This window comes from Paenibacillus terreus, from assembly GCF_042138595.1.
In the GTDB taxonomy this organism is placed as follows: Bacteria; Bacillota; Bacilli; order Paenibacillales; family Paenibacillaceae; genus Paenibacillus; species Paenibacillus terreus.
The window spans coordinates 1-13,351 of the sequence record NZ_JBHIRX010000013.1; the positions used below are offsets into that span (position 1 = coordinate 1).

The window sequence follows — 13,351 nt, forward strand, 5'->3', positions numbered from 1 at the left end:
CGAGGTAGATAGGCTGGGGGTGGAAGTGCAGCAATGCATGGAGCTGACCAGTACTAATCGGTCGAGGGCTTATCCTACTATAAGACGCAATGGAGTTTCGGATCCGGTTTTCAGGGTGTAATCCTTGTACACTGTGAAATTCATACACACGGAACGTGATGTACTGATTTTTCGCAAATCGCATTTGCGAAGCAAATGCTTTATTTGGAGAGATACCCAAGTGGCTCAAGGGGACCCTCTGCTAAGGGGTTAGACTGCGTAAGTGGTGCGAGGGTTCGAATCCCTCTCTCTCCGTTTTGATATAACTTCTTTGCAAGGTTTTTGAGCACAAAAGAGCTTCATTACTTTGCTGGAATTTCGATTAATTATGGCGGCGTAGCTCAGCTGGCTAGAGCGTACGGTTCATACCCGTGAGGTCGGGGGTTCGATCCCCTCCGCCGCTACCATACATACCCAGGAGGCTTAGCTCAGCTGGGAGAGCATCTGCCTTACAAGCAGAGGGTCGGGGGTTCGATCCCCTCAGCCTCCACCATATATGCCGGTGTAGCTCAATTGGTAGAGCAACTGACTTGTAATCAGTAGGTTGGGGGTTCAAGTCCTCTCGCCGGCACCATTCAAGTGATCGCGGAACCGTGGTGTAGAGGCCTAACATGCCTGCCTGTCACGCAGGAGATCGCGGGTTCGAATCCCGTCGGTTCCGCCACTTTAGAAAAAACATCGGGATGAGAACCCAATAGGGTTCGTCGGAGCATAAACTTCGTTAGGATGGTCATCGCAGTCTTCCACGAAGTGGGAGTACCCCGAAGGTTCCGTTTTTAATAACAAGTATCAGGGATGAAAAGCAGGAATACGTCGGAGCATTACTTTGTTGGACAAGCTTTATAAACTCTCAAAAATGAGAGAAACCCATCGGTTCAGTCGTTTAATAAGTTATGTGCTGTGAACAAGCAGTAAAGTGGGAAGGGATATCCCTACAACACTTTATTTTTTTATGACTAGATTTTTTAAGTTTTCAGCAGAGATGAACTTGTGTTTTATGGCTCGGTAGCTCAGTCGGTAGAGCAGAGGACTGAAAATCCTCGTGTCGGCGGTTCGATTCCGTCCCGAGCCACTTTATATGGAGGCTTAGCGAAGTGGCCAAACGCAGCAGACTGTAAATCTGTTCTCTTACGAGTTCGGTGGTTCGAATCCATCAGCCTCCACCAGTCTTTAAGAGCCATTAGCTCAGTCGGTAGAGCACCTGACTTTTAATCAGGGTGTCGAAGGTTCGAGTCCTTCATGGCTCATCCGAAAGTCATCAACTACGGTTGATGGCTTTTTTTGCATATGCAGATATATTTGAATAGTTAGTCTACTTAGGCATAATAAACTTGGGTAGAGTTTTCAGCCTGCATAAATAATCTGAAGAGCGGTGATGATGTGAGATCTGCCGAGTCAATTCAACAGGAGCTCCAGCAAATCTTAGGCACTTCCTTTGGCATTGTCTCCTTAACGGATAGCCTGGAGCCGGCGTTGTCGGACTTCATGAATAATGACAAATCAGAAAACAACTCATTATCTTTTATTTTTGGTGAGCTTGTATATTTCCCATATTATGATGGATTGGAAGATGCGATAGCTTTTACAGTAAGTGAACATCAGATTACGCTCAGAGAACGGCAATTAATTGAAGCGTTATTGGTTGGTTTGCAGCCAGGATCAGGCTCTGTTGAGCCCCGTAAAAACAAGCTGAGTGAAGAGGAAAGAATGCAACAGTTCGGGCGCTGGCTGCTGCTGCAGAACACAGGAGAGAGCGGGCTGCCTCCCGCGGATCTGAACCTGTCGGATGATTTGACCAAACAAATGGTCCCACTCTTGCTTCAGGGGGAAGGCTTGCAAGCCTCGTACTCTCAACTGAACAAGCTGTTGGATAGTTATTTGGAAGGAGATGTGCTGCTGGTTCCACTCGAGCAGAAGGAATGGCTCATTCTGGCCAGCGAGAACTCGGTGCTTGGGGGAGAGGACGAGCGGGATAAAGATCCTTCCGAGCCTGTAGAAGAGGTGCTGACCGCGTTTGCACTGGGGCTGTATGAACTGATCGCCAATGAATGGGGTGGTGTATTTCATATATCCGTGAACAGGCCGTTTCTGCCGGCGGAAGATCTTCCGGGAGCTTTATCCCTGCTGCGGGAGACGCTGCATCTGGGGAAGCTGTTCCATGTGTCCGAGCATATTCATCTCCCTTGGGAGCTAAGATTGGAGAGGCTGCTCTACAGTATTCCGGATGAGCAAAGACAAAACTTTATTCAACAGGACGGCATCAATTCAGGTCTGTTCGGGGATACAGAGACTTTGAGCACGTTGGACACCTTTTTTCAATTGGACTGTAACGTAAGCGAAACGGCCAAGAGGCTGTACATTCACCGAAATACGCTGATCTATCGGCTGGATAAAATCAAGCAGGAAACCGGACTGGATGTCCGGACGTTCAATGATGCGGTGCTGGTGCGTTTAATCTTGTTATTGTACAAAGTAACAAAAAGCAAATAATTTTTTTGTGCAGTTTGTGAATAGCCATGCAGGGCAGCCTCGGGTAATATAACATTAAGAAATGTATTCGATTTCATAATTTGATTCAGGGAGGCAAAAGTCATGGCAGGTGTACGTTTAGAGCATATTTTCAAAAAGTATCCGGGTGCTGAGAAACCAACGGTTATCGATGTTAATCTGGACATTCAGGATAAAGAGTTTCTGGTATTAGTAGGTCCGTCCGGCTGTGGTAAATCTACAACACTTCGTATGATTGCAGGTCTGGAGGAAATCTCCGACGGCAAGTTGTATATCGGTGACCGTGTAGTGAACGACGTAGCTCCAAAAGACCGCGACATCGCGATGGTATTCCAATCCTACGCTCTCTACCCGCATATGAACGTATATCAAAACATGGCTTTTGGTCTGAAGCTCCGTAAGGTGAAGAAGGATGAAATCGACAAACGTGTACGGGAAGCAGCGAAAATTCTGGATATCGAGCATTTGCTTGACCGCAAACCGAAAGCATTGTCCGGTGGTCAGCGTCAGCGTGTAGCCTTGGGACGCGCGATTGTACGTGACCCGCAAGTATTCTTGATGGATGAACCGCTGTCCAACCTGGATGCGAAGCTGCGCGGCCAGATGCGTGCGGAGATTACCAAGCTGGCCAAACGCCTTGAAACTACCGTTATTTACGTAACGCATGACCAGGTTGAGGCCATGACGATGGGCGACCGGATCGTTGTTATGAAGGACGGCGTGATTCAACAGGCTGCATCCCCGGATGAGCTGTACAACCGCCCGGTGAACCTTTTTGTGGCAGGCTTTATCGGTTCTCCTACAATGAACTTCATTAACGGTAAGCTGAGTGAAAAAGACGGCGGCACGTACTTTACAGCTTCTAATATTGATCTGCTTGTGCCTGAAGGTAAAGCACAATTGCTGAAGAGCAAAGGCTATATCGGTAAAGAAGTGATTCTGGGTGTTCGTCCTGAGGATATCCACGAAGAGCCGGTATTCATGGAAGCTTCACCGAAAACCATCTTTGCGTCCAACGTGGATGTTACCGAAAATCTGGGTCACGAAATGCTGCTCTATCTGAGCGGGGCTGGCGGTGACACCATCATCGCCCGTGTTGACGGACGTTCCAATACACGTGAAGGCGCACCAACCAAAATGGCGATTGATATGAACAAAGTTCATATCTTCGATAAAGAATCCGAATTGAATGTTCTGATTGCAGATTAATCCGCAAACTAATCCGCAAACGAAATAAAGCAACCGTCTGTCCTTCCGGGACAGACGGTTTTTGGCATGTCCGGCACTGTTACGACAACGGTCAGAGCATTGCAATCAGTTACAAATTCCTTTACGATGGGGATACGCATAAAGACACGCATAATAATACGCATGATGTTAAACATGGACAGTTTTTCGTACAGACATAACGGATGAGGACGAGGCTGAAAGGAAGAAAACAAGACAATGGCAAAAAAGGTTAAAGTATCCGAGCTTGTACAGCAATTTCACCTGGAGGTTATATCCGGGGAGCATGGGCTCCGCAGAGCCATTACCGTAGACGACCTGAACCGGCCTGGGCTGGAGATGGCTGGCTACTTTGAATATCATCCACAGGAACGGGTTCAGCTGCTGGGCAGAACCGAGCTTGCCTTCGTGTCCATGCTGCCTGCAGAAGATCGGCGGGACCGCATGGACCGGTTATGCACGGAGCAGACCCCCTGTATTGTGATCACCCGCGGGCTGGAAGTGCCGCAGGAGCTGATCGATATTAGCGCAGAGCGGAATATTCCCGTATTGCGCAGCAGCATGGCAACTACGATTTTATCCAGCCGTATCACAGGGTTCCTGGAGCGCAAGCTAGCTCCGACCGCCACCATTCATGGCGTGCTCTGTGATGTATATGGTGTAGGCATGCTCATTACCGGCGGCAGCGGTATCGGCAAGAGTGAAACCGCTCTGGAACTGGTCAAACGCGGCCACCGTCTGGTTGCGGATGATGCCGTGGAAATCCGGCAAACCTCCGATTTTCAGCTGCACGGCACTGCGCCTGAGCTGATTCGGCACCTGCTTGAAATCCGCGGTGTAGGTATCATCAACGTCATGACCCTGTTCGGCGCCGGCGCCATCCGCAACAACAAGAGAATTACGCTGGTTGTACGGCTGGAAGCATGGCAGCAGGATAAACAATACGACCGTTTGGGACTTGATGAGGAAACCACGCGCATCATTGATACCGATGTTCCGCTGGTAACCATTCCTGTTCGGCCAGGACGGAACCTTGCGGTTATTATTGAAGTGGCAGCTATGAACTATCGCCTGAAACAGATGGGTTACAATGCGGCACTGCAGTTTACGAACAAGCTGACGGCTACCATTTCCGAAGATATGGATGATATGGACTAAAAACGTATAGGGCTAAACAAGGAGTGATCGAACAATATGGCAACATTGCTGATTGACCCGATTGCGTTTACGCTCGGGCCTCTGCGGGTACACTGGTACGGAATCATTCTCGGATTGGCAGCCCTTGCCGGAATGGTGGTGGCGATCCGCGAGGGTAAACGGTACGGAATACCGCAGGAATTTTTTATGGATATGCTCTTGCTCGGGGTACCGTCTGCGATTATTGGAGCCCGGATTTATTATGTTGCCTTCAAATGGGAGGATTACCGCAACAACCTTTGGGATGTATTCAAAATATGGAATGGCGGCATAGCGATCTACGGCGCTCTGATTGGCGCCATCATCTGCGGGATCTTTTATTTCCGCTATAAAGGCTACAACTTCTGGCGGATTGCCGATATTTGCGCACCGGGTCTTCTGGTCGGGCAAATGATCGGCCGTTGGGGGAACTTCGTGAACCAGGAAGCCTACGGCGGACCTGTCGATGAATCCTTCCTGCGTTCACAGCTCAACCTTCCTGACTTCATTGTCAACCAGATGAATGTGAACGGTGTTTATCATCACCCGACCTTTTTATATGAGTCCTTATGGAGTTTGGCGGGTGTTATAGTGCTGCTTATTCTGCGCAGACGGCCTTTCCTCCGGGCGGGCGAACTGTTTGCCTCCTATTTCATCTGGTACTCGATTGGCCGTTTCTTTATCGAAAGGCTGAGAACGGACAGCCTGGCCTTCCAGGGGCCGGAATGGCTTGCTTCGTTCATTAATGGCCTTTGGTCTCCAATGACTTGGTTCGGATTTGAGCCAGGGTACCTGGACCCGGCCTATGGAAATGTACGTATCTCCCAGCTGCTGGCAGTGGGGCTGATTGTAGCTGCAGTTATATTTATCGTCGCGCGGCGCACGTCGGGACGGGCACAAGAACGGTACAGCGATCCGATTGTATCCAGCAAAGCCACGGCAGATCAGGTGCCGGATACAGTAGAAGGGGAACAGATCAAGCTTCACGAGGAACGCACGATACATCCGGAGAACTCGCTTGATCACTCTGAAATTCCGATCGCAGACCAGCATAAGAAGGAGTAGTTATGATCAATACCATTTTGTTTGATTTGGACGGTACAATAATTGATACGAATGAGCTGATCATCACTTCATTTCTCCATGTTTTGAAAGGGAAAACGCCTCAGCCGCTGACCAGGGAAATGATTATTCCGCATATGGGCGGAACGATGGAGAACCAATTTCAGACGTTTACCGGCCTGGCGGATGTCACCGCACTGGTAGGTGATTACCGGTCATACAGTATGCTTCACCATGATCGTATGGTCAAGCCCTTCCCGAATGTCCTTGAAGTTGTTAAAACTCTGCATGAACAGGGTATTAAGCTGGGTGTGGTAACCACCAAAATAAGACCTAACACGATCCGTGTACTTGAAATGTTTGATTTGATTTCTTATATGGGCAGCATTATAACGGTGGATGATGTAGAGCATCCGAAGCCGCATGCCGAGCCTGTATTAAAGGCGATACAAGAACTTAACGCGGACCCTGCTCATACTTTAATGGTGGGGGACAGTTCATTCGATATTCTGGCAGCCCAGGCAGCCGGGGTTCAATCCGCCGGAGTAGCTTGGTCTCTTAAAGGCGAGGAGACGCTGCGCGGCTATAACCCGGATTTTATGCTCAAGGATATGACAGACCTGCTGGACCTGGTCGCTCATGGTACGGAAGCAAAGTGAGAAACGTAGAGCGGTACCCTGTAGAAGGTCAAAATGCTTTATGGCAGATCTATAAAACCGTCAGTCCATGGAAGGGCGTCAAAAATTTCATATGTATTCAAATGGCGCGTTATTGCCCGGTACTGCCCCTGAAAAACTGGATTTATCGCCGTCTGCTCGGCATGAAGGTAGGGGAGCATACCGCTTTTGGATTGATGGTTATGGTTGACGTGTTTTTTCCGGAAAAAATTTCGATCGGACGCAATTCGGTCATTGGCTACAATACGACCATTCTCGCCCATGAATATTTGATCAAGGAATACCGGCTTGGCCAGGTAATCATCGGGGATGAGGTGCTGATCGGAGCGAATACGACGATATTACCCGGTGTGACCATTGGGGACGGAGCGGTAGTCGCTGCAGGCTCGGTGGTTCACAAGAACGTTCCTCCCGGCGCTTTTGTCGGCGGCAATCCCCTGCGGGAACTGGGCGGGACTAAATAACTATTTTTACCACACAAATTTACTGCACAGATTGCCCGAAACCCTTGAGGTTTCGGGCTTTTGCGCGTTATAGACATCTTTCGCGAAACCGCGGGAACAGGCAGAATGCGTTGAAATGAGCCACATAATCCGGTATCGTTTAAAAGGTCAGTTAACTGCAAAGGGGGAGTGGCCATGGCGGTTGGGCAGAAGGAGAGGCTGCCGCAGCTCGATATTTTCCGGGCTATTGCGATCCTTGGTGTTCTTCATGTGCATGCCACATCATATGCGGCTGGAGTTCAGGCACTGGATTCGCCTTATTATTTCATATTGAATTTTGCGAATATCTTTTTCAAGTATGGAACGCCATCATTTATTTTTCTAAGCAGCTTTGTGCTGTTCTACAACTACTACGAGAGGCCGCTTGATCGTGAATTGGTAAAGCGTTTTTACGGGAAGAGGCTGGGGTATATTTTACTGCCCTATGTGGTTATTTCTATAGGATACTTTATCTTAAATCAGGAAACCAGCGACTTGTTCGCGCAGCCGGTAACGGAGCATCTGTCCAGTTTTGTGCGCAAGCTGGTGACGGGCTCAGCGTATACTCATTTATATTTTGTATTTATCAGTGTTCAATTCTACATTCTGTTTCCGTTTATGCTGAAGCTGCTGCAGTCCTCACGTTTTGCGGTACGCTGGGCGATACCGATCGGGCTTGCGCTGCAGTGGATTTTCATTTTCCTGAACAAGTATGAATGGCAGATTCCGAACAAGGGAAGTTATGCTATATCGTATCTGGCTTATTATATGATGGGGGCCTATGTGGCTCTGCATTTTGATAAAATCAAGGGCTGGTTGAAGGCCTCGTGGAGGCAGATGTCTTCCGACCATAAAAGATGGACCCTTCTCTTATGGGGCTACTGGCTGATCGTATCGCTGATTCATGTGACACTGTGGTACTACGGCAGGCATGAAGGCATTTGGGTCAATTCATTATGGTATGAGCTGCTCTGGAACGTGCATACGATGCTGTCTTCATTGGTGCTGCTGCAGGCGGCCTTTCGCCTGTATGACCAAGCGGCTCCGGGCGTGGTCACTTTCCTGATCCGTTTGGGGGAAGCTGCTTTTGCGATCTATCTTGTTCATCCGGTGATTTTGCTCGTGTATCGCCGCTTTCGCTACTTTATTCCCATCGATTCCTTCACATACGTGGTCTGGGTTTGGGGCGGGCTGCTGGCGGCGCTGTTCATAACCTGGTTCATCGTCGCATTCTGTTTCAGGTACGTTCCGTTTGCGCAGCTGTTTCTGGGAGGTGTGCCCAAGTCCTATGCGGCTGCGGGGAAATTCAAACAGAGACAGGTTACGGGCCGGGCTCGAAAAGCAGATATGTAGCAGAGCAGGTTCGGCAATTGGCTGTTCGGGTAATCCTATACCCGAACAGCCTTTTTTGTAAGGCACATGAAATCAACAATTCAAAGAACCTTAAGTTTGACGGGTGTCAGGAAGCCATGGTAATATACCAAGTATACTTTAGTTTGTTAGCACTTTAACACAATAAAGAGTGTGACGATAATCAGACTATCGGGGTGAATGATATATGTCTAAACCGAAAGGGTTTGAAAAGCCGGCCGGCGTCAGGGATTATCTGCCGCGTGCGGTCAGCAAGCTGCGTGCCATTGAACGCAATGTACTGGAATGTATGGAACGCTGGGGATACCGTCAAATTATGACCCCCACGATGGAATATTACGATACGGTTGGGGTGGCCAGCTCCACCTCGGATCAGAAGCTTTTTAAACTGCTTAATAACCGGGGTACTACCTTGGTGCTTCGCAGTGATATGACCGCACCGATTGCAAGGGTTGTTGCTTCTTTATTGAAGGAAGAGCCGCTGCCGCTCAGACTGTCCTATCATGCCAACGTGTTTCGTGCCATCGAGGAAGAGGCGGGCAGAGAGGCCGAATTTTTTCAGACAGGTCTTGAGCTGGTTGGAGACGATTCACCCGAGGCGGATGCCGAGGTTGTCGCCCTAGCAATTGCCTCGCTGCAGGCTGCAGGGGTAAGCTCCTTCAAGATTGCGATGGGACATGTTGGATTTCTGAACGGATTGTTTGAGGAGGTTATCCCGGGCCGCACGAATGAGCAGGAGGAGCTGAAGGGGCTGCTGCTCAAGCGGGATGTGGTCGGCTACCGGACGGCTATAGGCAGGCTGGATGTTGCACAGGATCACTTGAGCAAGCTGGAGTCGATTTTGCGGCTGCGCGGCGGCAAGGAAATCTGTGATCAGGCGGAGGCGCTGAGTACGGAACCAGGGGCTTTGTTTTCAATTTCCCACCTGTGTAAGGTGTGGGAGGTGCTGGAGGCGTATGGGGTGGCTGAGCATGTCCTGATCGATCTGACAATGATCGGGGATTTCTCCTATTATACAGGCATGACTTTTGAAGGTTATGCGGGCGAGATCGGTTCGCCTGTATGCAGCGGAGGCCGCTACGACAAGCTGCTTCAGCAGTTCGGACGCGACGTTCCCGCCACAGGCTTCTCGCTGAAGACGAACCGGATTGTGGATGGCATAGAAGGCATTCAAACGCCGGTGCAGCTCCCAGTGTTGATCAGATACGACGAATCCGGGCGCAAGGAGGCTTTTGAAAAGGCAGCCCAGCTTCGTTCAGCGGGAAATCATGTTGTCACGCGGTTGATCGGCAGCGGTGAGCCTTCTGCGGAGAAGCAATCGTATGAAGAAATTTACACCTACAAGTCGGGCGCGTCGGCTCCCGGACTTCGGTAACAGGAGAGGGAGGTTTCGTCATGACAGAGACGCTGAAGGTGGCAATGCCCAAAGGGCGTATATATAAACAGGCATCCCGATTGCTGCGCGAAGCGGGCGTGCCGATTCCACCGGACGTGGATGATACCCGCAAGCTGGTCATTCCTCTGCCGGAGCTGGGCATGGAATTTATTATGGCCAAACCCGTCGATGTCCCGACTTATGTGGAATATGGAGCGGCGGATATCGGCATCGTGGGCAAGGATGTGCTGCTTGAGGAAAATAAGGACGTATATGAGCTGCTCGACCTTGAAATTGCCCGCTGCCGTATGTCTGTGATCGGTCTGCCGGATTGGCAGCCGGGCATTCGCCAGCGCGTGGCGACCAAATATCCGCGTGTGGCGTCCCAATATTTCAGGGAGCAGGGCCAGCAGGTGGAGGTCATCAAGCTGAATGGCTCCATTGAACTGGCTCCGCTGATCGGGCTTGCCGACCGCATCGTCGATATGGTGGAGACAGGGCAGACGCTGCGGGAGAATGGACTGGTCGAGCAGACCAGTATTTTGGATATTACAAGCAGGCTGATTGCGAACCGGGTCAGCTACCGGATGAAAAATACGGCCATCCAGGAGCTGTGTGACCGGCTGCAGCAGGTCATTCCGGGCAGATCAATGCAGCCGCAGGGAGGAACCAGAGCATGAAGATCGTATCTGTCCGTGATTTCAACCTGCAGCGGGAGGTGGATTACGGAACTCCTGAACAGAATCAGGCCGTTAAGGATATTATTCAAGGCCTGCGTGCCGAGGGTGACGCTGCTCTACTGCGTTACACAGAAGCTTTTGACCGGGTGAAGCTGTCACCACAGGATTTGCGCATCACCCCGGAGGAACTGCAGGCGGCTTACAGCCAGGTGGAGCCATCCTTCCTGGAGGCGATCCGCGCCGCGGCGGCCAATATCCGTGCATTTCATATGAAGCAGAAGCGAAACTCCTGGATGGATCTGCAGCCGGACGGAAGCCTGCTGGGACAGATCATCCGCCCGCTGAAGCGGGTCGGCGTTTATGTCCCTGGCGGCAAGGCGGCTTATCCTTCCTCGGTGCTGATGAATGTCATTCCCGCACAGGTTGCCGGTGTTCCCGAGATCGTGATGGTGACTCCGCCCGCAACAGGCGGTAAGGCCGGAATTGATCCGTATACACTGGTTGCTGCTGCAGAAGCAGGAGTGACCGAGGCGTACCGGATCGGCGGCGCTCAGGCCATTGCGGCATTGGCATACGGGACGGAGACCATCAAACCGGTCGATAAAATATGCGGTCCAGGCAATATTTACGTAGCGCTGGCCAAGCGCGAGGTGTACGGAGCTGTCGATATCGACAGCATTGCAGGACCGAGCGAAATTGTCGTGCTCGCGGACAACACGGCCAATGCGGCTTATGTGGCGGCGGATTTGCTCTCCCAGGCGGAGCATGACGAGATGGCTTCCGCCATTCTTGTCACCCCATCACGCAGGCTGGCAGAAGCAACAGCCGCTGAGGTTCAGAAGCAGCTTGCCGAGCTGCCACGCCGGGCAATTGCTTCCGCCTCCATTGAACAATATGGGGCGATTATCGTGACCGATACGCTGCAGGAGGGCATTGAGGTCGTCAATCGGCTCGCTCCGGAGCATCTGGAGATGATGGTGGAGAATCCGATGGCGTATGCCGGACTGATTGAAAATGCGGGCGCCATTTTCCTTGGCACATACAGCTCGGAGCCGGTAGGCGATTATTTTGCGGGGCCTAATCATATCATTCCGACGAACGGGACGGCGAGATTCTCCTCGCCCGTGGACGTGGACGATTTTATCAAGAAATCCAGCATGATTTATTACAGCAAAGAGGCCCTGTTCAAGAATGGCGCAGCGATTATGGAGCTGGCCCGTCATGAAGGCTTGGAAGGGCATGCCCGGGCGATCGAGATCCGGCTGCAAAACGAAGGAGAGGCGTGATAAGGGATGGAGAATATCGGTAACGGACAGGCGCGGTCGGCTGAGGTAAGCCGCAGAACGAACGAAACGGATATCAAGCTGGCATTTGCGGTGGACGGAACAGGAAAGTCTGAGATCGAGACGGATGTGCCTTTTCTGAACCATATGCTCGACCTGTTCACCAAGCACGGCCAGTTCGACCTGAAGGTGGACGCCAAAGGTGATATTGAGATCGACGATCACCACACGGTGGAGGATATCGGAATCTGTCTGGGGCAGACGCTGCTGCAGGCCCTTGGTGATAAAAAAGGGATCAAACGTTACGCCAGCGTGTTTGTACCGATGGACGAAGCGCTCGCACAGGTGGTGATCGATCTGAGCAACCGCCCGCACTTCGAATACCGGGCACAGTATCCTTCCCAGCAGGTAGGCAGCTTCTCCACCGAGCTTGTGCACGAATTTCTGTGGAAGCTCGCACTGGAGGCACGCATGACGCTGCATGTCATCGTGCATTACGGCCAGAACACTCACCACATGATTGAGGCGGTGTTCAAAGCGCTGGGCCGCGCTCTTGACGAGGCAACCAGCATCGATCCGCGTGTGACGGGAGTGCCGTCCACGAAAGGGGTGCTGTAATCCATGGCCATTGCGATTGTGGATTACGGCAGGGGCAATCTGCACAGCGTCAGCAAAGCGGTGGAGCGTCTCGGTTATGAGGCCGTTGTCACAAGTGACGAAGGCACGATCCGGGGCGCTGACGGCGTCATCCTGCCGGGGGTCGGCGCCTTTGGCGATGCGATGGAGCATCTGCGCCGCAGCGGTCTGGACCGCGTCGTCAAGGAAGCGGCGTCCGCCGGACAGCCGCTGCTTGGCGTATGCCTCGGGATGCAGCTGCTGTTCACCAGCGGAGAGGAATACGGGGAGCACGAAGGGCTTGATATTTTGCCGGGAACGGTCGTGCGCTTCCCGTCTGCTTCGGGCTTGAAGGTGCCGCATATGGGGTGGAACCGGCTGTACTTCTCGCAGGAGGATCACCCGCTGTTCGCGGGACTGGAAGAGGGGCATGTCTATTTTGTACACTCCTATCACGCCAAGACGGAGCAAGCCTCCGATCTGCTGGCCGTAACGGATTACGGCGGTCCGGTTACGGCGATTGTCGGCCGGGATTCGGTATTCGGCATGCAGTTTCATCCGGAAAAGAGCGGCCAGCTCGGCATGAAGCTGCTCGGCAACTTCCTGGCATTGACGGGAGCCGCGCGAAAGCCGGAAGGGCAGAACTCATAATAGTGCGAGTTCAAAAGGTCAGGTTTTCAGCACCGAAGCTTATTCTTCCGAAGTGCGTTTTTTCAAAACGCTTGAGTTGGATGAAGATAGGGACTGAGGAGCGGAGCATACTTGGGGTACGTGAGCACCTGAAATGTTTCCGCAGGAAACATGCTTCGGAAGCATCTGCTTAGGCCCGGCTGAATTCAAGATTCGATGTCGAGTC

At 51.6% G+C, this 13,351-nt stretch carries 12 protein-coding genes, 8 tRNA genes and 1 rRNA gene; all 21 read left to right on the plus strand.

The genetic code is table 11. The features are described from left to right. Positions 1-77: ribosomal RNA gene (locus ACE5KN_RS20715) — 23S ribosomal RNA — on the plus strand; the annotation flags it as partial. Between the two features lie 129 nt (positions 78-206). After that, positions 207-294 (plus strand) — tRNA-Ser (locus ACE5KN_RS20720). Between the two features lie 75 nt (positions 295-369). Then, positions 370-446: transfer RNA gene (locus ACE5KN_RS20725), tRNA-Met, on the plus strand. A gap of 10 nt (positions 447-456) precedes the next feature. Next, a tRNA-Val gene (locus ACE5KN_RS20730) sits at positions 457-532 on the plus strand. A gap of 5 nt (positions 533-537) precedes the next feature. Beyond that, positions 538-613, plus strand: a tRNA-Thr gene (locus tag ACE5KN_RS20735). Positions 614-626: 13 nt separating this feature from the next. Next, a tRNA-Asp gene (locus tag ACE5KN_RS20740) sits at positions 627-703 on the plus strand. 335 nt (positions 704-1,038) lie between these two features. Continuing rightward, positions 1,039-1,111 (plus strand) — tRNA-Phe (locus ACE5KN_RS20745). A gap of 8 nt (positions 1,112-1,119) precedes the next feature. Further along, positions 1,120-1,205, plus strand: a tRNA-Tyr gene (locus ACE5KN_RS20750). Between the two features lie 8 nt (positions 1,206-1,213). Then, a tRNA-Lys gene (locus ACE5KN_RS20755) sits at positions 1,214-1,286 on the plus strand. A gap of 238 nt (positions 1,287-1,524) precedes the next feature. Then, the gene (locus ACE5KN_RS20760; protein WP_375527087.1) at positions 1,525-2,529 is read left to right on the plus strand and encodes a PucR family transcriptional regulator; all 1,005 of its coding nucleotides are present in this window, start codon (positions 1,525-1,527) and stop codon (positions 2,527-2,529) included. A gap of 102 nt (positions 2,530-2,631) precedes the next feature. Next, on the plus strand, positions 2,632-3,756 hold the full coding sequence (locus ACE5KN_RS20765; RefSeq protein WP_375527086.1) for an ABC transporter ATP-binding protein: 1,125 nt from the start codon (positions 2,632-2,634) through the stop codon (positions 3,754-3,756). 237 nt (positions 3,757-3,993) lie between these two features. Further along, the gene (gene hprK / locus ACE5KN_RS20770; protein WP_375527085.1) at positions 3,994-4,932 is read left to right on the plus strand and encodes an HPr(Ser) kinase/phosphatase; all 939 of its coding nucleotides are present in this window, start codon (positions 3,994-3,996) and stop codon (positions 4,930-4,932) included. Between the two features lie 36 nt (positions 4,933-4,968). Continuing rightward, positions 4,969-6,015, plus strand: coding sequence for a prolipoprotein diacylglyceryl transferase (gene lgt, locus ACE5KN_RS20775; protein ID WP_375527084.1), 1,047 nt, complete (start codon positions 4,969-4,971; stop codon positions 6,013-6,015). A gap of 2 nt (positions 6,016-6,017) precedes the next feature. Next, complete coding sequence (ppaX, locus tag ACE5KN_RS20780) at positions 6,018-6,671, plus strand: pyrophosphatase PpaX (protein WP_375527083.1); 654 nt, start codon at positions 6,018-6,020, stop codon at positions 6,669-6,671. Next, a complete protein-coding gene (locus tag ACE5KN_RS20785; RefSeq protein ID WP_375527082.1) occupies positions 6,668-7,153 on the plus strand; it encodes an acyltransferase in 486 nt (161 codons plus the stop codon). The genes ppaX and ACE5KN_RS20785 overlap by 4 nt, the downstream gene beginning before the upstream one ends. A gap of 174 nt (positions 7,154-7,327) precedes the next feature. Further along, positions 7,328-8,524: an acyltransferase gene (locus ACE5KN_RS20790; RefSeq protein WP_375527081.1), complete on the plus strand. Its 1,197-nt coding sequence runs from the start codon at positions 7,328-7,330 to the stop codon at positions 8,522-8,524. A gap of 205 nt (positions 8,525-8,729) precedes the next feature. Next, on the plus strand, positions 8,730-9,917 hold the full coding sequence (locus ACE5KN_RS20795) for an ATP phosphoribosyltransferase regulatory subunit (protein ID WP_375527080.1): 1,188 nt from the start codon (positions 8,730-8,732) through the stop codon (positions 9,915-9,917). Positions 9,918-9,937: 20 nt separating this feature from the next. Beyond that, positions 9,938-10,597 carry an ATP phosphoribosyltransferase gene (hisG, locus tag ACE5KN_RS20800; protein ID WP_375527079.1) on the plus strand — a complete coding sequence of 220 codons (660 nt, stop codon included), beginning with the start codon at positions 9,938-9,940 and terminating at the stop codon, positions 10,595-10,597. Then, the gene (gene hisD, locus ACE5KN_RS20805; protein WP_375527078.1) at positions 10,594-11,883 is read left to right on the plus strand and encodes a histidinol dehydrogenase; all 1,290 of its coding nucleotides are present in this window, start codon (positions 10,594-10,596) and stop codon (positions 11,881-11,883) included. The genes hisG and hisD overlap by 4 nt, the downstream gene beginning before the upstream one ends. Positions 11,884-11,889: 6 nt before the next feature. Then, complete coding sequence (gene hisB, locus ACE5KN_RS20810; RefSeq protein WP_375527077.1) at positions 11,890-12,498, plus strand: imidazoleglycerol-phosphate dehydratase HisB; 609 nt, start codon at positions 11,890-11,892, stop codon at positions 12,496-12,498. Between the two features lie 3 nt (positions 12,499-12,501). Beyond that, positions 12,502-13,146, plus strand: coding sequence for an imidazole glycerol phosphate synthase subunit HisH (gene hisH / locus ACE5KN_RS20815; protein ID WP_375527076.1), 645 nt, complete (start codon positions 12,502-12,504; stop codon positions 13,144-13,146). Positions 13,147-13,351 lie beyond the last annotated feature (205 nt).